Source organism: Vibrio limimangrovi, assembly GCF_054064025.1.
Map to the genome: position 1 here is coordinate 49,643 of NZ_JBSUGF010000011.1, position 20,401 is coordinate 70,043.

21 protein-coding genes are annotated in these 20,401 nt (G+C 46.3%); 11 read left to right on the forward strand and 10 right to left on the reverse strand.

Features of this window, described 5'->3' with window-relative positions:
• Positions 1 to 300 precede the first annotated feature (300 nt).
• From thiB to thiQ, 3 genes are read left to right on the forward strand one after another with little or no spacing between them, the layout of a single operon-like run.
• Positions 301 to 1,293 carry a thiamine ABC transporter substrate binding subunit gene (thiB, locus tag ACWYU8_RS15620; protein ID WP_457520643.1) on the forward strand — a complete coding sequence of 331 codons (993 nt, stop codon included), beginning with the start codon at positions 301 to 303 and terminating at the stop codon, positions 1,291 to 1,293.
• A gap of 11 nt (positions 1,294 to 1,304) precedes the next feature.
• The gene (thiP, locus tag ACWYU8_RS15625) at positions 1,305 to 2,897 is read left to right on the forward strand and encodes a thiamine/thiamine pyrophosphate ABC transporter permease ThiP (protein WP_457520644.1); all 1,593 of its coding nucleotides are present in this window, start codon (positions 1,305 to 1,307) and stop codon (positions 2,895 to 2,897) included.
• Positions 2,891 to 3,595, forward strand: coding sequence for a thiamine ABC transporter ATP-binding protein (gene thiQ / locus ACWYU8_RS15630; protein ID WP_457520645.1), 705 nt, complete (start codon positions 2,891 to 2,893; stop codon positions 3,593 to 3,595). Before thiP ends, thiQ begins: the two co-directional genes overlap by 7 nt.
• Positions 3,596 to 3,664: 69 nt before the next feature.
• On the opposite strand, the gene ACWYU8_RS15635 is transcribed toward thiQ, so the two are convergent.
• The 4 genes from ACWYU8_RS15635 to argR all read right to left on the reverse strand — a co-directional run bounded on the left by ACWYU8_RS15635 (position 3,665) and on the right by argR (position 8,960).
• On the reverse strand, positions 3,665 to 4,102 hold the full coding sequence (locus tag ACWYU8_RS15635) for a universal stress protein (RefSeq protein ID WP_457520646.1): 438 nt from the start codon (positions 4,100 to 4,102) through the stop codon (positions 3,665 to 3,667).
• A 44-nt stretch (positions 4,103 to 4,146) separates the two neighbouring features.
• Complete coding sequence (locus ACWYU8_RS15640) at positions 4,147 to 6,726, reverse strand: TRAP transporter permease (protein ID WP_457520647.1); 2,580 nt, start codon at positions 6,724 to 6,726, stop codon at positions 4,147 to 4,149.
• A 393-nt stretch (positions 6,727 to 7,119) separates the two neighbouring features.
• Positions 7,120 to 8,088 (reverse strand): TAXI family TRAP transporter solute-binding subunit, encoded by a 969-nt coding sequence (locus ACWYU8_RS15645; protein ID WP_457520649.1) that lies wholly within the window; start codon positions 8,086 to 8,088, stop codon positions 7,120 to 7,122.
• Positions 8,089 to 8,489: 401 nt separating this feature from the next.
• Positions 8,490 to 8,960 (reverse strand): transcriptional regulator ArgR, encoded by a 471-nt coding sequence (gene argR, locus ACWYU8_RS15650; RefSeq protein ID WP_444494822.1) that lies wholly within the window; start codon positions 8,958 to 8,960, stop codon positions 8,490 to 8,492.
• Between the two features lie 360 nt (positions 8,961 to 9,320).
• Here argR and mdh point away from each other — a divergent pair, with 360 nt between their 5' ends.
• Both mdh and ACWYU8_RS15660 read left to right on the forward strand, forming a co-directional pair.
• The gene (gene mdh / locus ACWYU8_RS15655) at positions 9,321 to 10,256 is read left to right on the forward strand and encodes a malate dehydrogenase (RefSeq protein WP_457520651.1); all 936 of its coding nucleotides are present in this window, start codon (positions 9,321 to 9,323) and stop codon (positions 10,254 to 10,256) included.
• Positions 10,257 to 10,371: 115 nt separating this feature from the next.
• On the forward strand, positions 10,372 to 10,563 hold the full coding sequence (locus ACWYU8_RS15660; protein ID WP_457520653.1) for a hypothetical protein: 192 nt from the start codon (positions 10,372 to 10,374) through the stop codon (positions 10,561 to 10,563).
• Between the two features lie 89 nt (positions 10,564 to 10,652).
• Here ACWYU8_RS15660 and ispB read toward each other — a convergent pair whose 3' ends face one another.
• Positions 10,653 to 11,624, reverse strand: coding sequence for an octaprenyl diphosphate synthase (ispB, locus tag ACWYU8_RS15665; protein WP_457520655.1), 972 nt, complete (start codon positions 11,622 to 11,624; stop codon positions 10,653 to 10,655).
• Between the two features lie 256 nt (positions 11,625 to 11,880).
• Between ispB and rplU the strand changes: the two genes are divergently transcribed.
• From rplU to folA, 6 genes are all read left to right on the forward strand, one after another.
• Complete coding sequence (rplU, locus tag ACWYU8_RS15670; protein WP_005383096.1) at positions 11,881 to 12,192, forward strand: 50S ribosomal protein L21; 312 nt, start codon at positions 11,881 to 11,883, stop codon at positions 12,190 to 12,192.
• 20 nt (positions 12,193 to 12,212) lie between these two features.
• Positions 12,213 to 12,470: a 50S ribosomal protein L27 gene (gene rpmA / locus ACWYU8_RS15675; protein WP_005383095.1), complete on the forward strand. Its 258-nt coding sequence runs from the start codon at positions 12,213 to 12,215 to the stop codon at positions 12,468 to 12,470.
• 260 nt (positions 12,471 to 12,730) lie between these two features.
• Positions 12,731 to 13,906 (forward strand): Obg family GTPase CgtA, encoded by a 1,176-nt coding sequence (cgtA, locus tag ACWYU8_RS15680; protein ID WP_457520659.1) that lies wholly within the window; start codon positions 12,731 to 12,733, stop codon positions 13,904 to 13,906.
• Between the two features lie 206 nt (positions 13,907 to 14,112).
• Complete coding sequence (locus ACWYU8_RS15685) at positions 14,113 to 14,913, forward strand: threonine/serine exporter family protein (RefSeq protein ID WP_457520661.1); 801 nt, start codon at positions 14,113 to 14,115, stop codon at positions 14,911 to 14,913.
• The gene (locus tag ACWYU8_RS15690) at positions 14,895 to 15,386 is read left to right on the forward strand and encodes a threonine/serine exporter family protein (RefSeq protein ID WP_457520662.1); all 492 of its coding nucleotides are present in this window, start codon (positions 14,895 to 14,897) and stop codon (positions 15,384 to 15,386) included. Before ACWYU8_RS15685 ends, ACWYU8_RS15690 begins: the two co-directional genes overlap by 19 nt.
• Positions 15,387 to 15,395: 9 nt before the next feature.
• Positions 15,396 to 15,875, forward strand: coding sequence for a type 3 dihydrofolate reductase (folA, locus tag ACWYU8_RS15695; RefSeq protein WP_457520664.1), 480 nt, complete (start codon positions 15,396 to 15,398; stop codon positions 15,873 to 15,875).
• Positions 15,876 to 15,972: 97 nt separating this feature from the next.
• On the opposite strand, the gene apaH is transcribed toward folA, so the two are convergent.
• The 5 genes from apaH to surA form a co-directional block, all read right to left on the reverse strand.
• A complete protein-coding gene (gene apaH, locus ACWYU8_RS15700; protein WP_457520666.1) occupies positions 15,973 to 16,779 on the reverse strand; it encodes a bis(5'-nucleosyl)-tetraphosphatase (symmetrical) ApaH in 807 nt (268 codons plus the stop codon).
• Between the two features lie 16 nt (positions 16,780 to 16,795).
• Positions 16,796 to 17,176 (reverse strand): Co2+/Mg2+ efflux protein ApaG, encoded by a 381-nt coding sequence (apaG, locus tag ACWYU8_RS15705; protein ID WP_457520667.1) that lies wholly within the window; start codon positions 17,174 to 17,176, stop codon positions 16,796 to 16,798.
• 108 nt (positions 17,177 to 17,284) lie between these two features.
• A complete protein-coding gene (gene rsmA, locus ACWYU8_RS15710) occupies positions 17,285 to 18,094 on the reverse strand; it encodes a 16S rRNA (adenine(1518)-N(6)/adenine(1519)-N(6))-dimethyltransferase RsmA (protein WP_457520669.1) in 810 nt (269 codons plus the stop codon).
• Complete coding sequence (gene pdxA / locus ACWYU8_RS15715) at positions 18,091 to 19,089, reverse strand: 4-hydroxythreonine-4-phosphate dehydrogenase PdxA (RefSeq protein WP_457520671.1); 999 nt, start codon at positions 19,087 to 19,089, stop codon at positions 18,091 to 18,093. Before pdxA ends, rsmA begins: the two co-directional genes overlap by 4 nt.
• Entirely contained in the window at positions 19,079 to 20,362 is a 1,284-nt protein-coding gene (gene surA, locus ACWYU8_RS15720; RefSeq protein ID WP_457520672.1) for a peptidylprolyl isomerase SurA, read from the reverse strand. Before surA ends, pdxA begins: the two co-directional genes overlap by 11 nt.
• Between the last annotated feature and the right edge of the window lie 39 nt (positions 20,363 to 20,401).

Below are 20,401 nucleotides of genomic sequence, written 5' to 3' on the forward strand. Positions count from 1 at the left end.
ATCAAGGTGGTATTGCTGCGTATAGACCCATTTTACTTTGCTGAACCTAGCATCACGAGGTTATTTGGGTATACAATCCATCCAACTCATCGGGGAGCAACCCCATTTGGTATTGTGTTTATCAATACTTTTGGGCGCTGAGACCTAAGTGCTTAACCTAGTTAGGCTACAGGGACCCGTATTACCTGAACCAGATAATGCTGGCGTAGGAATTGAGCCTGGATATTAGCCATTCCGAATAGCCGCCTCAAACCTGTGCCGCTCAACAAATTTCTCTGAAATAGACATGGAGAGCGAGCAGTGAAAACCACTCTGAGCCTGATTGCCCTGGCCGTAATCACAACGACTTCAGCCTCTGCTGCTGAGAATACTTTAACCATCTACACCTACGATTCCTTTGCTTCCGATTGGGGACCGGGTCCTAAGCTTGAACAAGCTTTTGAAGCGAAATGCGGTTGTGACGTGAATTTCGTCTCCCTGGATGATGGCGTATCGATTTTGAACCGCCTGCGTCTGGAAGGCAGTAACAGCAAAGCCGATATCGTATTGGGTCTGGACAATAACCTGATGGCAGAAGCGAAGAAAACAGGTCTGCTGGCTGAACATAATGTTGATACGTCGAAAACGATTTTGCCAAACGGCTGGAATGACAACACGTTTGTGCCTTTTGACTACGGCTACTTCGCGTTTGTTTACAATAAAGAGAAATTGGCTAATCCGCCGAAAAGTATGAAAGAGCTGGTTGAATCTCGTGATGATCTTAAAGTGATTTATCAGGATCCGCGTACCTCAACGCCGGGGCAAGGTTTGATGCTGTGGATGAAATCTATCTACGGTGATAATACTGCACACGCTTGGCAGCAACTGGCGGGTAAAACGGTAACAGTAACCAAAGGCTGGTCTGAAGCGTATTCTATGTTCCTCAATGGTGAGTCTGATTTAGTGCTTTCTTACACCACATCACCAGCCTACCACCTGATTGCGGAACAGGATGCTAAGTTTGCTACGGCTGACTTTGCTGAAGGTCATTATATGCAAGTGGAAGTGGCAGCGAAGGTGAAAGGCTCGAAGAATGCCAAGCTGGCAGATGAGTTCATGAATTTCATTTTGAGTGATGAGTTCCAATCCGCAATGCCTACTGGAAACTGGATGTACCCAGTGACCGGCGTTGCGCTGCCAAAAGGCTTTGAAACCTTAAATGTACCAAGCAAGTCACTGAGTTTTACGGCAGAAGAAGTAGCGAAAATGCGTAAGACTTGGATCCGCGAGTGGCAAAGCGCCCTGACTTTCTAAGAGTTGTTCTTTTGAATTCCGTACCAAAATTAGGGGTAGGGGTCGCGATAGTCATCGCGGCCTTTGTTCTTTCTGCTCTGGGCGCTTTGATGTTTCAGGCCCCTTCTTTAGATGTGTCGATGATCTGGGATGACCCGTATTATCAACACGTTACCAAATTCAGCTTCTATCAGGCTTTTCTGTCCACGTTGATTAGTGTGGGTTTGGCGATTCCCGTTGCTCATTCGCTTTCCCGCCGTGAATTTTTCGGTAAGTCATTACTGCTCAAACTGTTTGCTTCAACCTTGGTTCTGCCTGTTCTGGTTGGCGTTTTTGGATTATTGGCGATATATGGCAACAGCGGTTTGATTGCCCAATGGTTACAAACTCTTGATGCCAAGCTGCCATTTTCTATCTATGGCCTGAACGGCATTTTACTCGCTCATGTATTCTTTAATCTGCCTTATGCTGCGCGATTGCAGCTTCAAGCACTTGAGTCCATTCCTGCTGAACAACACAAACTGTGCGCTCATCTAGGGATGAGTCATTGGGAGAAGTTTCGTTGGGTGGAGTGGCCGCGTTTAAGACAACAACTTCCTCATGTCAGTGGCTTAGTGTTTATGCTGTGCTTTACCAGTTTTGCTACGGTAATGGCATTGGGCGGTGGGCCTAAATCGACCACCATTGAACTGGCCATTTATCAGGCGATTAAATTTGACTTTGACCTGCAGGCTGGTGCCTTATTGGCACTGTGGCAAATGTTGTTGTGCGGTGTGCTTGCGATTGGTGTTCAGAAGCTGACAAAGCCAGTATCCATAAGCGCTGGAAGTACTTCGGTACAGCAATACTTAACGAAGGATCATGGGTGGTCAAAAGCTTGGGATAGCTTTTGGATCATAGGTGCCTTTTTACTGGTTATTCCGCCGCTGGTCATGGTGGTGTTGAGTGGTATTAATCACCAGATTGGCACTGTATTGAGTGATGCCCGTTTCTGGTCAGCCTTATTTAACTCACTAAAAGTCGCGGGGTTAGCCAGTACCTTTGCCGTTGCTGCCGGTGTTTCTATCTTACTTACCAGCCGACGCTGGCGACTGGATTATAAAAACGCGCGTGCAGATCACATTGAGCTCGTGGGCACCATCATTCTGGTGACGCCGGGATTGGTGATCAGCACGGGGTTGTTCTTGTTGCTGCGTTCCTTTACCGATGTATTCAGTCTGGCATTTTTTGTTGTCATTCTGGTTAACGGTCTGATGGCTCTGCCTTATGTGATTAAAACGTTGGCGCAGCCGATGCTGCACATAGAACAGCAATATCAATATGTCTGCGCCAGCTTAGGAATGAGAGGCTGGCAGCGATTTAAAGTGGTGGAGTGGCGGGCACTGCGTAAACCCTTTGCTCACGCCTTTGCGATTAGCTTTATGTTTGCGATAGGGGACTTAAGTGCGATTGCACTGTTTGGAGGACAAGAGTTTCGAACTTTACCGCTGTATTTATTCCAGTTGCTTGGCAGTTATCAAATGGAAGCTGCGGCAGTCGTGTCGGTAACCTTACTCTTGCTTAGTGTTGGCTGTTTTACTCTGATTGAGAAAGTATTAAAAACGAAGGAGAGCACACAATGTTAGTGTTAGATGATGTGCAATACACCTATCAAAGTGAACTGTTTCGTTTTGATTTAACCATTGAGCGCGGTCAGATTGTCTCATTGATGGGGCCGAGTGGGGCGGGTAAATCGACATTGTTGGCACTGGTCGCTGGTTTTATTCACCCAGATCAAGGTGACATTCGGGTTGATGGTGAATCGATAGTTCGCAAAGAGCCTTACCAGCGTCCTTTCTCTATGTTGTTTCAGGAGCACAATTTGTTTGCTCACTTATCGGTGCGTGACAACATCAGCTTGGGTTTGCATCCGGGGTTAAAGCTTACGGCAGACCAACAGCGTCAGGTAGAGCAAGCCGCGCAGCAAGTTGGTGTCGCAGAATATCTCGACCGTTTGCCAGAGCATTTGTCGGGTGGTCAGCGGCAACGTGTTGCGTTAGCGCGTTGTTTTGTTCAGCCGCACCCGGTTTGGTTGCTTGATGAACCTTTCTCTGCACTGGATCCTGTGCTGCGTGAAGAGATGCTTGGGTTAGTTAAGAGGCTGGCAGCCGAGCGGGGAATTACCGTACTCATGGTGACACATCATCTGAGTGATGCGAGAGCGATAGCAAGCCACTTTGCGTTTGTTGCTGGTGGTAAAATCGAGGCGGCAGGTGATATAAGTGAGCTTACGGTGCAGCATTCTAATGAGACTTTACAAGCATTCGTACGTGCGGCTGGATAAGCTTTAATGAGATAGAAAAAGAAAAGGTTGATGTGAATATCAACCTTTTCTTTTACTGTGACAATGATGTTAGCTCTGCGGTTTCACGACCATCACGTTGACGGGTGAGTACTCGACCACTTTACTCGCTACTGAGCCGAGCATTACTTTATTGATCTTCGAACGCTTATGGCTCGGCATAATGATCAGGTCGACCCCTAAACGCGTGGCGTGTTCAATAATCGTGGTGTAAGGCTTACCTTCAGCCACATGGACACTATAGGTGATATCTTCTTTGATGTTGTCTTTGGCAAATGCCGTTAACTGCTGTTCGACATCTTGCTTCATTTTAAGCGCAGCATCTTTCGGAAAATAAGTCGCGACCATCGACATGTGAATACCAGGTACAACAGTTAACAGATGAATCACCGCGTTAGCTTGCTTCGCTTGCCAAACCGCCAATTCAACCGCTCGGTCTGAGAAGCCTTGATCATTAAGATCAACCGGAACAAGAATTTGTTTAAACATTCAATTACTCTCACTCAGCCCCCAGTCTCCCGGGGGCAAATCGGTTATGCGCTTAGTTGTTCCTTGCGCGTACGACGTTTCTGGTTCATAGCAAGTGCCAGCAGAATCAATAAGCAAGGCACAAATACCCACTCTTTCATTGGACGATCGGCATCTTGAATGACCGATTTGATCTCCCAGTCAAAATCGATACCAGCAGACTCGGCAGGACTACCAAACTCGACCATATCCACGACCATTTTTCCGTCGTTTTCGGTAAGCATCAGACCCATCGATGAGATTCGTTCTTCTGCCGTTTTGGCATTGTCGTCAAACGGCAGCAGCACGGTTTTCTCAATGTTGTCACCTTCCAGGTTCTGTCCGGCGACACGCAGTTCAATTGATTGTCCGACCGGTAGTTTTTCTGCAATTTGGGCAACTTCAACCCCTGGAGAAGCCACTTTAGCCGGGTAGATCATGTCCCACCAGAATCCTGGGCGGAAGAATGAGAAAGTCAGCACTAATAATAGGACGGTTTCCCACCACTTATTGCGAGTAAGCCACCATCCTTGAGTCGCGGCGGAAAATATCAGCATCGCAATAATAGAAGACATGACTGTCAGCGCTAAATGCCACCATGTATCGATACCCATTAACAGCAGTTGGGTATTGAAGACGAACATGAACGGCAGAATAGCGGTGCGAATATCGTAGGCAAAACCCTGAAGACCTGTACGGATCGGGTCGGACTTAGCAATAGCAGCTGCAGCAAATGCCGCCAAGCCGACTGGTGGCGTATCATCCGCGAGGATACCGAAGTAGAACACGAACAGGTGTACAGCAATCAGTGGGATGATAAGGCCATGTGCAGCACCAAGAGTGACGATAACGGGTGCCATCAAGGTTGATACGACGATGTAGTTTGCGGTCGTTGGCAGACCCATGCCCAGAATCAAGCTGATCACTGCGGTAAACAGCAGCATAAGGAATACGCTACCACCGGATATGAACTCGACAAAGTCCGTCATCACCAAGCCAATACCAGTCAGTGTGACCACACCAACTACCGTACCTGCAGCCGCAGTCGCAACACCGATACCAATCATGTTACGTGCACCAGCTACCAGGCTCTCCACGAGATCCACAAAACCTTCTTTGGTATGCTGAGCGAGCTCGCCTTGTTTTGATAGCACCGCAATTAAAGGACGTTGAGTCAGCAAAATGAAGATCATAAAGACGGTAGCCCAGAATGCCGACAGCCCCGGAGAAAAGCGCTCTACGGTCAAACACCACACCAGTACTACGATTGGCAACAGGTAATGCAGACCTGACTTAACCGTTGGACCCGGTTCAGGTACTTCAGTCAGCTCATCGTCAATGCTAATTTCGCCATCTTTAACGTGGTTGGCTGAAACTTTCACCAGTGCCACATAGGTAATTAACAGCGCGATCATCACGATTGGCGTTGCTGCTGCGCCGAAGACATCTTTCGTCCAGCCCACACCGTAGTAGACCACTGCGCTAATGACACAAAGCCCCAAGATTGTACCGGTAAACGACAACAGACTTTGCAGCATAGTCGGGTTATGACGGCGAGGGAGTCCTGTCATCCCCGCTTTACATGCTTCAAGGTGAACAATGTAAATCAAGGCAATATATGAGATGAGGGCTGGCAGTATTGCAGCTCTAATCACTTCAACGTAAGAGATGCCGACGTATTCCACCATCAAGAATGCCGCGGCACCCATGATTGGTGGTGTTAACTGACCGTTGGTTGACGCCGCAACTTCTACTGCACCCGCTTTCGTCCCAGGGAAACCGACACGTTTCATTAACGGAATAGTAAACGTGCCGGTAGTTACTACGTTGGCAATGGAAGAACCCGACACAAGGCCAGACAGACCTGAAGCAACAACGGCCGCTTTTGCCGGACCGCCTCTCATGTGTCCTAGCAGAGAGAACGCCACTTTAATGAAATAAGCGCCAGCACCAGCGCGTTCTAACATGGCACCAAACAGTACAAATAAGAACACGAAAGAAGTCGATACGCCCAGAGCCACACCAAATACCCCTTCGGTGGTCAGCCATAAGTGAGACATCGCTTTATTTAAGCTCGCGCCTTTATGGGCTATGACATCGGGCATGTATGGGCCAGCAAAGGTGTAAGTAAGGAACAGGGCGGCCACAAGCATCAGTGGTGGTCCAAGAGCCCTGCGCGTTGCTTCCAAAAGCAATACCATACCAATGACCGATGCGACGATATCCATGGTCGTCGGTGCGCCGGAACGCCCTGCGAGTTCGGTGTAAAAAATATAGATATAAGCCGCTGAGAAGCTACCAGCAAGAGCGAGAATCCAGTCGACGATCGGAATGTGGTCGCGAGGAGAGTGTTTCATCGCTGGATATGCAGTAAAGGCTAAGAAGACCGCGAACGTTAAGTGAATCGAACGGGCTTCAGTGTCATTAAGTACGCCGAAATTAAAAATAAATGGTAATGGTGATGCATACCATAATTGAAATAGTGACCAACATAGGGGAACAAACCACAGGATTCGTCCTTGTATGCCCGAAGGGCTACGTGCCCCAGTGTCTGCTTGAGCCACCATATCTTGCACATCTTGTGACGGAGTATTGTTCGTCGACATGTACGTTTCCTTATTATTGATGGTTCTGCCTGTTTTATCTGTCGAAAACACCCATCGCCTATATCAGTGTAGTGAATTGAGCGAAGTTTGCTGTCGAGATCCGCTGCCTGAACTCAAAATGAAGCTTGTCAGAACTTTGATTGGCTGCGTTAAAGTGTTTTATTTGGCATTGAGAGGTTTAGAAAAACCGATGAATAAACTCAGATGACCTTAAGAACCAGGTTGTACCGTTTTGCTCATGGGAAGAGATAAGCTCGTGAAGCGCCTCTCATCAAGTAATTAAGTCTGGAATCTTAAGCTACTGCAGTATTAAACAAATATGCTGGCGTAATAACTACAACCAGCATACTGAATAGGGTAGATAACAACGGGTATCTACCTTGACTTGGATGATTATTTAATCAGACCCACTTCTTTGTAGTACTTCACTGCGCCTGGGTGCAGAGGAATTGAAATACCCGCTTTAACCATGTCTTCTTTTTTCAGGTTCGCGAAAGCAGGGTGCAGACGTTTGAAGGTATCAAAGTCTTCGAATACCGCTTTTGCCACGTTATAGGCGACTTCATCTGAAACGTCAGTCGAAGTGACCATTGTTGCTGCTACACCAAAGCTTTTCACGTCTTGATCGGTACCGCGGTACATTCCTGCAGGCACAGTGCTGTAAGCGTAGTAAGGGGTCGTTGAAACGATTTTATCGATCTCAGGACCCGTTGCAGGAACGAGTTTTGCGTCACAAGAGGTGGTTGCTTCTTTGATTGAACCGTTCGGGTGACCAACCATATAAATGAATGCGTCGATTTTGTTATCACAAAGTGCTTGGGAACGCTCAGAGCCTTTAAGTTCAGAAGCAAGCTGGAAGCTATCATTTGTCCAGCCCATTGCATCCATAACCACACCCATGGTTGCACGGTCACCAGAACCTGGGTTACCGATGTTTACGCGTTTACCTTTGAGGTCTTTAACATTGTTGATGCCAGAATCTGTGCGAGCAATGATGTTGAAAGGTTCAGTATGCAGAGAGAACATTGCGCGGAGTTTGTTGTACGGGCCTTGATCTGCAAATTCACTTGTACCATTGTAGCCGTGGTACTGCCAGTCAGACTGAACGATACCGAAGTCTAATTCGCCAGATCGGATAGTGTTAACGTTGTAAATAGAACCGCCAGTTGCTTCAACTGAACAACGAATGTTGTGATCCTTACGACCTTTATTTATCAATTTACAGATAGCACCGCCAGTCGGGTAGTAAACGCCTGTCACAGAGCCTGTACCGATAGTAATAAACTCTTGAGCATTAACTGCGCCAGCGCCCATAACAGCTGCAGCGATAGCACCGACTTTGAGTAGTTTGTAAAATGCCATGAAATTCCCTTCCTTAATATTCATTATTTACCCGGAAATAACCATCAATCACTTCTGGAGTTTCCTGTTTGGAAACGGCGTCTTTTTCAATCCAATTGTTTGAAAAAGCAAACAAATAATAACAAAAACTGGCAGAAAATTATCCGGCTGTTAAAAATTATAGCGAATAAGTCTGAAGTCTTTAAGATGATGTAGTGATTGATCTGTTGTTTTATTCTTTTTATAACAGTAGCTTACGCTTTGAGGTGAGGAAAGGAAGAAAAAACGATTAGCGTGATTTAGATCACAAATGAGTGATTAAAAAAACAACAAAAAAAAGAAAGCAATGATCGAAGGAGTGAGCCATAAAATTGAATTTATCTATAGCTCACAAAGAGTTATTCGACTCGAACTAAGCTTTATCAGCCTGTGTATTCGAACAGCTCACAAACAGATTTAAACAATTGTTCAGTCGAAACAGGTAATGTTGGCGTGATAAAGATAGTGTCGTCACCAGCAACAACGCCAAGAATACCTTCAGATTTACCTAAAGAGTCCAGCATACGAGCGATAAGTTGTGCCGCGCCAGGACCCGTGTGGATAACCACTAATGCGGCGTTGTGGTCTATATCCAGAACAAGTTCACGCAAAGAGCTGCTTGTTGTCGGTACACCTAGCTCTGCAGGCAAACAATAAACCATATCCATTTTCGCATTTCGTGTACGTACTGCACCGAACTTGGTCAGCATGCGAGAAACTTTAGATTGGTTAATGCTTTCAAAACCTTGAAGTTTTAGGGCGTCAACAATTTCGCCCTGTGAGCCAAAACTCTCTTCTTTTAGCAGGGCTTTAAAAGCACGCACTAAGTTGTCTTGTTTTTCAGTATTGCGCATGGTCATTATGATTCTCTTAATTTCGGAACTGCAATTTTGCATATTCTCGCATAGATATTCACATTTTTCCAAAAAGACCCCGGATAATGTTAGTTACATCACTGTAAACGATTAACTGGATGCCATTCTTTCTATAGGGGAGAGGGGGAGGAATTTTGTTTCTTCTAATTTCTTGTCATTTCAAGTGAATAAAAGAATAATCCGGTCGCCGTCTGTGGCACGGCTACAGTGAGTTGCGCGACGTCGCAAAGCTAGCGTTAATTGATTGTAATCAAGTTGTGATTCCGATAGCTTACATCAGTTTGGTTACAAACTACCCTATGAATACATTTATAAGAGAATACTCTCAAGGAGAACTACATGAAAGTAGCCGTTATTGGTGCCGCTGGCGGTATCGGTCAAGCCCTTGCCCTTTTACTTAAGAACCGTCTTCCAGCTGGTTCTGATTTAGCCCTGTATGACATCGCACCTGTTACACCAGGTGTTGCTGCTGATCTTAGCCACATCCCAACGCCGGTATCGATCAAAGGCTATGCTGGTGAAGATCCAACTCCTGCACTTGAAGGTGCTGACGTGGTTCTAATCTCAGCAGGTGTTGCACGTAAACCTGGTATGGATCGTGCGGATCTATTTAATGTTAACGCAGGCATCGTTAAGGCGTTAGCAGAGAAAATTGCTGTAGTTTGTCCTAAAGCATGTGTTGGTATTATCACTAACCCTGTAAACACAACTGTGCCAATCGCGGCTGAAGTGCTTAAGAAAGCAGGCGTTTACGACAAGCGTAGACTGTTCGGTGTAACAACACTTGATGTGATTCGTTCAGAAACTTTCGTTGCTGAGCTGAAAGACAAAGATCCTAGTGACGTTCGTGTCCCTGTGATCGGTGGTCACTCAGGCGTAACGATTCTTCCTCTGCTTTCTCAAGTTGAAGGTGTTGAGTTTACCGCTGAAGAAGTTGAAGCACTAACTAAGCGTATCCAGAATGCGGGTACTGAAGTTGTTGAAGCGAAAGCGGGTGGCGGTAGTGCGACACTGTCTATGGGTCAAGCGGCATGTCGCTTCGGTCTTTCTCTGGTACGTGCTCTTCAGGGTGAAGAAGGCGTCGTTGAGTGTGCATACGTTGAAGGTGACGGTGAGCACGCACCATACTTTGCTCAGCCAGTGAAGCTAGGTAAAGAAGGTGTTGAAGAAATACTAAGCTACGGTGCACTAAGCGATTTCGAAAAATCAGCGCTAGACAGCATGCTAGAAACGCTAAACGGCGACATCAACATCGGTGTTGAGTTCGCTAAATAATCTCGAGTGTTCATCGTTAGTATAAAAGAGCCGATCTTGGGATCGGCTTTTTTGATCTATTTACTTTTTCCTACGTAAAAGAGTTCAACACGATAAACGTAAGGAGGAGTAAGGGATGGAAGCGAGTCGAATCTGTAAAGGTATGGTCGTGGAATGCCAGCAGGGTGTCGGTACGATACTCGCCGTTGATCGTGAAGCGGAAACAGTACTACTGTCCAAACAAGGTACAGATGAACAAATAGCGGTCACGTTTGCTGAAATCGAAGACGATCCGCAGTTACATGGTGGTAGCGAGCGGTATTATTAATCGAGCGCACTACGCAGAAGACATTCTAATAAGGAAGAGCTTGGCTCTTCCTTTTAGTTTCGTCTTGCTGGGTATCTTTCAACCGTGAATTATCGAGTGCGATTGACTGCGACGTGAGCCAGTGTAATAAGCGCTTCTTTGTAATCTGACTCTGGCAGTACGGATAGTTCCGCAATCGCCTTATCGGCTTCATCCAGCGCTTTTTGAGTGGTGTACTCTAGTGAGCCTGCCTCTTTCATTACCGCAAGGATCTCTTCCAGACGTTCCATTCCATTCGCTTTCTCAATCGCTTCACGAATCATCTGAGCATTTTCTGGCGTTGTGTTGCGCATAGCATGCAGCAAAGGCAGTGTTGGTTTGCCTTCAGCCAAATCATCGCCGACGTTTTTGCCCATGTCTTCACCATCAGAGGTGTAATCCATGACATCGTCAATCAGCTGAAATGCGGTACCTAAATACTTACCGTAATTCTGCATAGCGGTTTCAACGTGCTCTGGTGCGTCATTGAGAATGGCGCCAATCTGTGTTGCGGACTCAAACAAGCGTGCAGTCTTCGAGTAGATGACCTGCATGTAGCTTTCTTCTGTCGTGTCAGGATCATTGCAGTTCATTAGCTGCTGCACTTCACCCTCTGCGATCACGTTTACCGCGTTGCTCATCAGTTGGAGGATCTTCATGGATCCTAGCTCGGTCATCATTTGAAATGAGCGAGTGTAGATAAAGTCGCCAACAAGTACGCTGGCGGCATTGCCAAAGGCTGCATTCGCGGTTGCTTTACCGCGGCGCATATCTGATTCGTCTACCACGTCATCGTGCAGCAGAGTTGCTGTATGGATGAACTCAATAAACGCAGCTGCCATGGTATGACCGCTACCTTGGTAACCAAGCGCACGGGCAGACAGAATCGCCAGTAGCGGTCTTAGGCGTTTGCCTCCACCACTAACGATATAGAAACCGAGCTGGTTGATTAAAGAGACATCAGAATTTAATTGGGCTTGAATTGTTTCATTCACTTTTGCCATGTCGTCGGCAGTAAGCGCTTGGATAGTTTTAAAATCCATTATACATCCGGCTGAAGTTAGACCCTGCAAGGCTTATTCGATTTATATAATTGTCGAATAATACACTAAAAAACGTTGATTAATACATTACTAAAGGGCATGATTGCCGCACTTTTCATTGGCGATTAGCTTTTCGCCAATTTTTTAGAAATATGGCTTGTCATAGGGACTTCTCTTCTGTAGAATCTGCGCCCTATTGATGATTAGTTTAGCGCACACCCTCACGAAAGGCTGTGCGGAAAAAGCGGAGTAAAATATGTACGCTGTTTTCCAATCTGGTGGTAAACAACACCGTGTAAGCGAAGGTCAAACTCTTCGTTTAGAGAAATTAGACGTTGAAACTGGTGCAACTGTAGAATTTGATAAAGTTCTTCTTGTTGCTAACGGCGAAGACATCAAAGTTGGTGCTCCTCTTGTAGAGGGCGGCAAAATTGTTGCTGAAGTTGTACAACACGGTCGTGGCGATAAAGTTAAAATCGTTAAGTTCCGTCGTCGTAAGCACTCTCGTAAGCAACAGGGTCACCGTCAGTGGTTCACTGAAGTGAAGATCACTGGTATCAACGCTTAATCTATTAGGAGAGTTTAACAATGGCACACAAAAAAGCTGGTGGTTCTACTCGTAACGGCCGCGATTCAGAAAGCAAACGCCTTGGTGTTAAGCGTTTCGGTGGTGAATCTGTTCTAGCAGGTAACATCATCGTTCGTCAACGTGGTACTAAGTTCCACGCTGGTAACAACGTAGGTATCGGTAAAGATCACACTCTATTCGCTCTTACTGAAGGTAAAGTGAAGTTCGAAGTGAAAGGTCCTAAAAACCGTAAGTTTGTAAGCATCGAAGCTGAGTAATTAGGTTTTTAACCAAATTACTTAATAGCTTTAAGCTGAATTCAAAAGCCCTGCCGATTCGGTGGGGTTTTTTATTTGTAGCAGTCGACATATCGAAGCTTCTCGCTTGAATCCCAGGCGGTTTGAATCTGGGAGCTTAGATCTGTCATCTGCTAAAATTGTCAGATGACAAACTAGATTTAATACCAATCACAGTCAGTAAACAATCCGTTGTTTACTACGGTTGGTATAGTCCACGCACGAAGTAGTCGGAGTAAAAGATGAAGTTCGTAGATGAAGCGGTAGTAAAAGTTCAGGCTGGTGACGGCGGTAGCGGCGTTGTCAGTTTCTGGCGTGAAAAATTCATCACTAAAGGTGGTCCTGATGGCGGTGATGGTGGCGACGGCGGCGATGTATACATCCAGGCTGACGAGAACCTCAACACCCTAATCGATTACCGTTTCCAGCGCTTTTACGAAGCAGAGCGTGGAGAAAACGGTCGCGGTGGTAACTGTACTGGTAAGCGCGGTAAAGATATTGTGCTACGTGTGCCTGTAGGTACTCGTGCGGTTGATATCCACACTAACGAAATTGTTGCTGAAGTTGCTGAACACGGCAAAAAAGTAATGGTTGCTAAAGGTGGCTGGCACGGCCTTGGTAACACGCGTTTTAAATCGTCTGTCAACCGAGCTCCTCGTCAGAGAACGCTGGGTACGAAAGGCGAAATTCGTGAAATCCGTCTGGAGCTACTATTGCTGGCAGATGTCGGTATGCTTGGCTTGCCAAACGCGGGTAAATCAACCTTTATTCGTGCCGTTTCTGCAGCAAAACCAAAAGTGGCAGATTACCCATTTACCACGCTAATCCCAAGTTTGGGTGTTGTGAGTGTGGTTCCTGAGAAAAGCTTTGTGGTTGCTGATATCCCTGGTCTGATTGAAGGCGCTGCGGAAGGTGCTGGTCTGGGTATTCGATTCCTAAAACACCTGGAACGTTGCCGCGTGTTACTGCACATGATCGATATCATGCCGATTGATCAATCTGATCCTGTGCAAAATGCACTAACGATCATTGATGAGTTAGAACAGTACAGTGAGAAGCTGGCAAATAAGCCTCGCTGGTTGGTATTCAACAAAGTTGATCTGATGCCAGAAGAAGAAGCGAATGAAACGATCCAGGAGATCTTAGATGCGCTGGGTTGGGAAGATGAGTACTTTAAGATCTCAGCGATCAACCGTACTGGCACAAAAGAGCTTTGCTATAAACTTGCGGACTTTATGGAAAATCTGCCTCGTGAAGTAGAAGAAGTGGCTGAAGAAGATAAAGTTAACTTCATGTGGGATGATTACCACAAAGATGCGATGGCAGGTAAGGACGTCATTACTGAAGATGATGACGACGATTGGGATGACTGGGACGATGAAGAAGATGACGGCCACGTTGTCTACGTTCGTGACTAATTTTATCATCCGGTTTTTATCATCCGGTAAATAGTTACCAAGAAAATTTAATCAAGCCGCAATATATATTGCGGCTTTTTTTGTATCTAATCATATTTAGAAGGTGTGAATTGCGGCAAAATAGTTGACGTGTGTCGAGATTATGAGGCTTAGCCTGACTTCACGACATGCAATTACCTGGCACCTAAAAGGAATTAGATTTATCTATGGCATTGGAAACTATACCGTCATCAGAGCTGGCGGTATCAAATCAAAGGGCGATTTCTCGCCTGGTTGCTCAAGCGGGACAAATGTTACTTGCTCATGGTGCTGAAAGCACACTAGTGAGCGATATTATGCGCCGGATTGGCCTCGCCTGCGGTGTTCATGAAGTCGCGGTAGCACTTTCAGCAAATGCGCTTGTCGTCACCACACTAATGGATGGACATTGCATTACCACGACGAGAAGTTGCGCCGATCGTGGTATTAACATGCGTGTTATAACGCAAATTCAGCGTATTTGTATCATGATGGAACGAGGACTGCTCGATGCATCGATGGCTCAGAAAAAGCTGAATACGATCAGTCCCGAGCGTTACAACCGCTGGCTGGTCGTTATCATGATTGGTTTTTCATGTGCGGCATTCAGCCACTTAGCCGGTGGTGATATCGGCGTATTCGTGATGACTTTCTTAGCATCTGCCGTCGGGATGATTGTTCGTCAGGAAATTGGTCACCGTCACTTTAACCCTTTACTGAATTTTGCTGCGACCGCATTTGTTACGACCTTAATTTCGGCACAAGCGGAGATTTATCAAATCGGCAATCTGCCTACTGTTGCGATGGCGTCGTCTGTTTTGATGTTAGTACCCGGTTTCCCGTTAATTAACGCGGTAGCCGATATGCTAAAAGGTCATATCAATATGGGGATTGCACGTTTTGTCATGGCAAGTCTGCTGACATTGGCAACCTGTTTAGGCATTGTTGCGGCAATGAGCGTGACTGGTATTTGGGGATGGAGCAGCTAATGAGCATTATCGATTTGTTGTTTGGTCTCTTAAACGACATGTTTTTCGCTGCGATTCCCGCCGTGGGATTTGCACTGGTCTTCAACGTTCCGCAAAGAGCATTAATTTACTGTGCTGTGGGTGGTGCGATAGGTCATGGCAGCCGTTATTTAATGATGCAGTTTGGTGTTCCGATCGAGTGGGCAACATTCTTTGCTGCGACGATAGTCGGGATGATTGGTGTGCACTGGTCTCATCGCTTTTTGGCACATCCCAAAGTCTTTACTGTTGCGGCATTGATACCGATGGTTCCCGGTGTATTTGCCTATAAGGCAATGATAGCGATGGTAGAGATAAACCATTTAGGTTATTCGCCAGAACTGATCGAGATGTGTATGGAAAATTTTCTTAAAGCGATGTTTATTATTGCTGGTTTAGCTGTTGGCCTCGCTGTTCCCGGGCTGTTATTCTATCGTCGTAGACCGATAGTATAAGGACCCGACATGCTCATTAGTATGATTGCCGCGATGGCAGACAACCGCATCATTGGTAAAGATAATCAAATGCCATGGCATTTACCTGCTGATTTCGTATGGTTTAAACGTTGTACCATGGGCAAGCCCGTTGTTATGGGACGTAAAACCTATGAATCGATTGGACGACCATTGCCAGGCCGTCTGAACATCGTGATCAGTCGCGATGATGCTCTGAATATTGAAGGGGTAGAGACAGTTACGTCGATTGAACAAGCCTTAGAGGTTGCAGGTGATGTGGAGGAAGTCATGATCATCGGTGGCGGCTCGATTTATGAGACTTGTTTACCGATGGCAAATAAGCTTTACGTGACTCACATTGAGGCGGCTATCGACGGTGATACACAGTTCCCGGATTGGGGGAGCGAATTTAGAGAGACCTATTCTGAAGCGTATAAAGCCGACGAGAAAAACGCTTACAACATGCGCTTTACGGTTCTGGAAAAATAACATCTCAGAATAAATAGCTCCGAATAAACAAAAAGCACCGTCAGTACGGTGCTTTTTTTTGTTTATTGGGTATGTTTACACTCAGCGTGTTAGATACTTAACTCAACGCCTCTTGTGTAAAGATTTGCTTATCTTCCCAGCGAATCATGGTCAATTCTCCACCCCAAACACAGCCAGTATCCAGACCTATCACCTGCTCACCAATGTGCCCTTGGAGTGCTGCCCAATGCCCGAATAGGACGGTCTTGCCTAGTTCGACTCTCTGTGGAAGGTCAAACCATGGTATTAATTCATCCTTAGGCACTTGTTGCGGAGGAAGTTTGCAATCCATGTCTAATCGCCCGTCAGGAAAACAAAAGCGCATACGCGTAAATGCATTGATGGTGTAGCGGTAGCGATCTAATCCAGTTAGAGCATCATCCCAGTAATCTGGTTTGTCACTGTACATGTTATGTAGCAGCCATGATAAGTGATCGCTTTGCAGGATATTTTCCACTTCTAGAGCACATTGACGGGCAGTGGCTAAGTTCCACTGTGGCGAAATGCCGGCATGGCACATGACAAAATCATCGTGTTCAGCAAGGAGAGGTTGTTTGGCGAGCCAGTGCAATAACGTTTTGCCGTCCGGCGCGTCGAAGATTGGGGCAGTCTTATCTTTGTCTTTGAGCTTCTTCACACCGTGGGCAACGGCAAGTAAATGCAGATCATGATTGCCAAGTACCACCTTAGCGCTGTCACCCAATGAATAAGCAAAGCGTAAGGTCTCTAATGACTTAGGGCCTCTGGCTACGAGATCACCCGCAAACCAGAGTTGATCGTTCTTGGGAGAGAAGGATACGCTTTCTAATAGTCGTTGCAGTTCATCAAAGCAGCCTTGGATATCACCAACAATATAAGTAGCCACTGGTTCTCCAGTCTGATTAATTTAAAACATTTGGTACAGCAAGTCGGAATGGTTCTATCTCTGCGATGAACTCCTGTCCCTTTTCGTCTAGCATCTTATAGTGGCCTTGCATGACACCAACAGGGGTTTCTAGTGCGGTACCACTGCTGTATGTGTATTCATCATTACTTGAGATAAATGGCTGCTGGCCAACCACACCATCTCCCTCAACCGTCATCTGTTTTCCGTTAGAGTCGGTGATCAACCATCGGCGGCTGATCAGTTGTACGGTTTGCTGACTTAGGTTCTTGATCGTGATGATGTAGGCAAAAACGTAGCGTTGTAGCTCAGGATTCGACTGTTCTTCGATGTATTTGGTGTGAACTTGAATTTTAATGCAGGGTTGAATGACGTCCATGTACACTCCTTGAAAACTTAGCAATAAGCCAAACCGTATCGCTTGTCGGTTTGGCTTATCGTTTTAACTAACGTTCTTTCTAACAAACGTTCTGTCTATCAAACTCAGTTAGTGCTGTGGGTTGTCTGCCAGCCAGTTCGCCATAGCGACGAATTGTTGTAGCGTCAGATTCTCTGGACGCATGCCTGGATTGATACCCAGCTCTTCCAACACTTCGGCACTCATTAGTGATTTGTAGCAGTTACGTACGGTCTTACGGCGTTGGTTAAAGCCTTCGCGACATACACGCTCAAGCAAACGCAGGTCTTTCGCCGGGCACGGTAACTCTTCGTAAGGCACCAGACGAACCACAGCTGAGTCGACTTTTGGCGGCGGTACGAATGCTGTTGGCGGCACTTCCAGTACAGGTACCACTTTACAGTAGTACTGAGCCATAACGGTCAGACGGCCATAAGCTTTGCTGCCTGGGCCTGCCGCTAGTCGGTTAACCACTTCTTTTTGAAGCATAAAGTGCATATCTTGAATGTCTTTATGGAATTCAAAAAGATGGAACATCAACGGCGTAGAGATGTTATATGGCAAGTTACCGAAGATACGCAGCTTGTTGTTCGGTTTCACTAGTTGGGTGAAATCGAAGCGCATTGCGTCGCCTTCATGAATCGTTAGTTTGTCTGCCAGATCAGGGTGGTTACGTAAACGCTCTGCCAGATCTCGGTCAAGTTCGATAACGGTGAACTTGTCGACTTCACGGCCTACGGGTTCGGTAATGGCACCAAGACCCGGGCCGATTTCAACCAGATTCTGGCCTGGTCTTGGGTTAATCGCTGATACGATACCATCAATAATGTATGGATCGTTCAGGAAGTTTTGACCAAAACGTTTACGCGCTTTGTGTCCTAAATGGACATCATTTCTCATTGTTTCTTCTCTACCAATTCTATCGCATGCGTGAGCGCTGTTCGGAAACTCCCTGTATCCGCCTGACCTGTCCCTGCCAGCTCTAATGCAGTACCGTGATCCACCGATGTTCTAATAAAAGGTAGACCAAGAGTAATGTTTACTGAACGACCAAAGCCTTTGTATTTCAATACTGGCAATACTTGATCGTGGTACATGCCTAAAACAGCATCAGCATCGTTTAAATATTTTTCATTGAAAATGGTATCTGCCGGCAGTGGGCCGATCAGGTTGAACCCTTTTTCTTGTCGAATCTTTTCCAGTGTCGGAGTGATGGTTTCGATCTCTTCACGACCTAAGCAGCCATCTTCTCCCGCATGTGGATTAAGCCCGCAAACATAGATGTTTGGTTGCTCAATGGCAAACTTTTCTACCAGATCTTGATGAAGAATATCGATGATTTTCTCTAATCGCTCTTCAGTCACGGCTTTTGACACATACGCCAGTGGGATATGTGTGGTTACCAGCGCGACACGAAGTCCTTCTGTTGCCAGCATCATCACGACTAACGGTGTATTAGACTTCTCTGCAAAGAATTCTGTATGACCGCTGAACGCAACGCCAGCGCGATTAATCACCCCCTTATGTACAGGGCCGGTGACAATAGCATCAAATTCGTCATTCATACAGCCTAAAGCGGCTCTTTCTAACGTTTTTAGTACGTAGTGACCATTGGCTTCATTGAGCTGACCTGCAACTACATGTTCTGAGATCGCGACATGATCAACGATGAGCGTGCCCGCCTTTTGCGCGCTAGGTGCTTCTTCTGGCTTGTAATCAGTAAGTTGGACATCAATGCCAAGTAGGTTGGCACGTTCCATTAACATGTTTTTATCTGCGCAGACGACAATTTGGTGTGCCCAGTCTTCCGTTGACAGGGCAAGCACCAGGTCAGGGCCGATACCAGCAGGTTCCCCTGCGGTAACGACAATTCTGCGGATTGAATTAGTTGTCATTGTTGTCATCCACGATTTCAACAAACGCACTTGCGCGTAATTCTTGCATCCATGCGCCTGCTTCTTCATTAAACTTACGATTAAATAGAATGCGGTAAGCTTTATTCTTCATTGCTGAGTCGGTACGGTCAACCTGGCGACGGTCCATTACCTCAACAATATGCCATCCATGAACCGTTTTGAAAGGCTCGCTGATTGAGCCTACTGGCAGAGTTTCAACCTGATGCTTAAATTCTGGTACGTAAAGGTCCGGTGTTTGGTAACCAAGCTCGCCATTTTGCGCGGCAGAGCCAGGATCCTGACTGTATTGAGTTGCCAACTGACCAAATGTGGCTTCGCCTGCCTTGATGCGACGAGCAAATTCGTTCAACTGTTTCTTCGCACCTTCGTCACTCAGTATGACCGTTGGTTTGATCAGAATGTGGCGAGCATTCACTTCGGTTACCGCGACCGTTTCTAAACCTTTCACATCGTCAATTTTTAGAATGTGGAAACCAACACCGCTACGGAATGGACCGATGATGCTGCCCTTGTTCTGCATGTTGATTTGGTCTGCAAAGATGGTTGGCATTTCTTCTTTACGCATCCAGCCCCAATCACCGCCTTGCAGCGCCTTTGGGCCGTTAGAATAGGTGTAAGCCATTTCTGTGAAATCCGCACCATCGTTGAGTTTTTTAACCAATGTCTGTGCTTCAGCTTCTACTTGTGCTTTGTCTTTATCATCAGAGAATCGTAGCTGAATATGACTGATCTTGTATTGCGTCGTCGCACTTGTCTCTTGAGAAAGTTGCTCTGAAAGACTGTCTACTTCTGCTGGCAGGATGTTAATGCGGCGGCGTACAAGTGCGTTACGTGCTTCTGATGCTGCGATTTCCTTACGGATTTGTTCACGAAACTCTGAATAGCTGAGTCCTTCACTTTGAACAGAAGCCGCCAGTTGCTCAACACTCTGGTTGTTGTTGCGGGCAATCTCTGCAATCGCTTGGTTCAGACGGGTATCGTCGATTCGGACACCAATACGCTCAGCTTCCTGGCCCTGAAGCGTATCAATGATCAGTTTTTCAACCACCTGGTTATGCAGAACCTGAGCAGAAGGTAAGCTCTTACCACTTTGGCGAGCATTCGCTTGCAGCGTTTTCATCGCCGTGTCGATATCACTTTGTAGAATCACACCGTTGTTAACGATGACAGCAACCTTATCAAGCTCTACTGGTGCTGCAACCGCCCCGCAAGAGAGCAGGGTCGTAAATAAGATTGATTTCCAAATTTTCATTTAAAATTCCGTCAGTAATTTTTCATTAGTGTCTTATTT

Excerpts from the sequence above, each read along its gene's own strand:
- thiQ (WP_457520645.1), top strand. The coding sequence starts at position 2,891 with ATGTTAGTGTTAGATGATGTGCAATACACCTATCAAAGTGAACTGTTT.
- ACWYU8_RS15635 (WP_457520646.1), bottom strand. The coding sequence starts at position 4,102 with ATGTTTAAACAAATTCTTGTTCCGGTTGATCTTAATGATCAAGGCTTC.
- ACWYU8_RS15640 (WP_457520647.1), bottom strand. The coding sequence starts at position 6,726 with ATGTCGACGAACAATACTCCGTCACAAGATGTGCAAGATATGGTGGCT.
- ACWYU8_RS15645 (WP_457520649.1), bottom strand. The coding sequence starts at position 8,088 with ATGGCATTTTACAAACTACTCAAAGTCGGTGCTATCGCTGCAGCTGTT.
- argR (WP_444494822.1), bottom strand. The coding sequence starts at position 8,960 with ATGCGCAATACTGAAAAACAAGACAACTTAGTGCGTGCTTTTAAAGCC.
- mdh (WP_457520651.1), top strand. The coding sequence starts at position 9,321 with ATGAAAGTAGCCGTTATTGGTGCCGCTGGCGGTATCGGTCAAGCCCTT.
- ACWYU8_RS15660 (WP_457520653.1), top strand. The coding sequence starts at position 10,372 with ATGGAAGCGAGTCGAATCTGTAAAGGTATGGTCGTGGAATGCCAGCAG.
- ispB (WP_457520655.1), bottom strand. The coding sequence starts at position 11,624 with ATGGATTTTAAAACTATCCAAGCGCTTACTGCCGACGACATGGCAAAA.
- rplU (WP_005383096.1), top strand. The coding sequence starts at position 11,881 with ATGTACGCTGTTTTCCAATCTGGTGGTAAACAACACCGTGTAAGCGAA.
- rpmA (WP_005383095.1), top strand. The coding sequence starts at position 12,213 with ATGGCACACAAAAAAGCTGGTGGTTCTACTCGTAACGGCCGCGATTCA.
- cgtA (WP_457520659.1), top strand. The coding sequence starts at position 12,731 with ATGAAGTTCGTAGATGAAGCGGTAGTAAAAGTTCAGGCTGGTGACGGC.
- ACWYU8_RS15685 (WP_457520661.1), top strand. The coding sequence starts at position 14,113 with ATGGCATTGGAAACTATACCGTCATCAGAGCTGGCGGTATCAAATCAA.
- folA (WP_457520664.1), top strand. The coding sequence starts at position 15,396 with ATGCTCATTAGTATGATTGCCGCGATGGCAGACAACCGCATCATTGGT.
- apaG (WP_457520667.1), bottom strand. The coding sequence starts at position 17,176 with ATGGACGTCATTCAACCCTGCATTAAAATTCAAGTTCACACCAAATAC.
- rsmA (WP_457520669.1), bottom strand. The coding sequence starts at position 18,094 with ATGAGAAATGATGTCCATTTAGGACACAAAGCGCGTAAACGTTTTGGT.
- pdxA (WP_457520671.1), bottom strand. The coding sequence starts at position 19,089 with ATGACAACTAATTCAATCCGCAGAATTGTCGTTACCGCAGGGGAACCT.
- surA (WP_457520672.1), bottom strand. The coding sequence starts at position 20,362 with ATGAAAATTTGGAAATCAATCTTATTTACGACCCTGCTCTCTTGCGGG.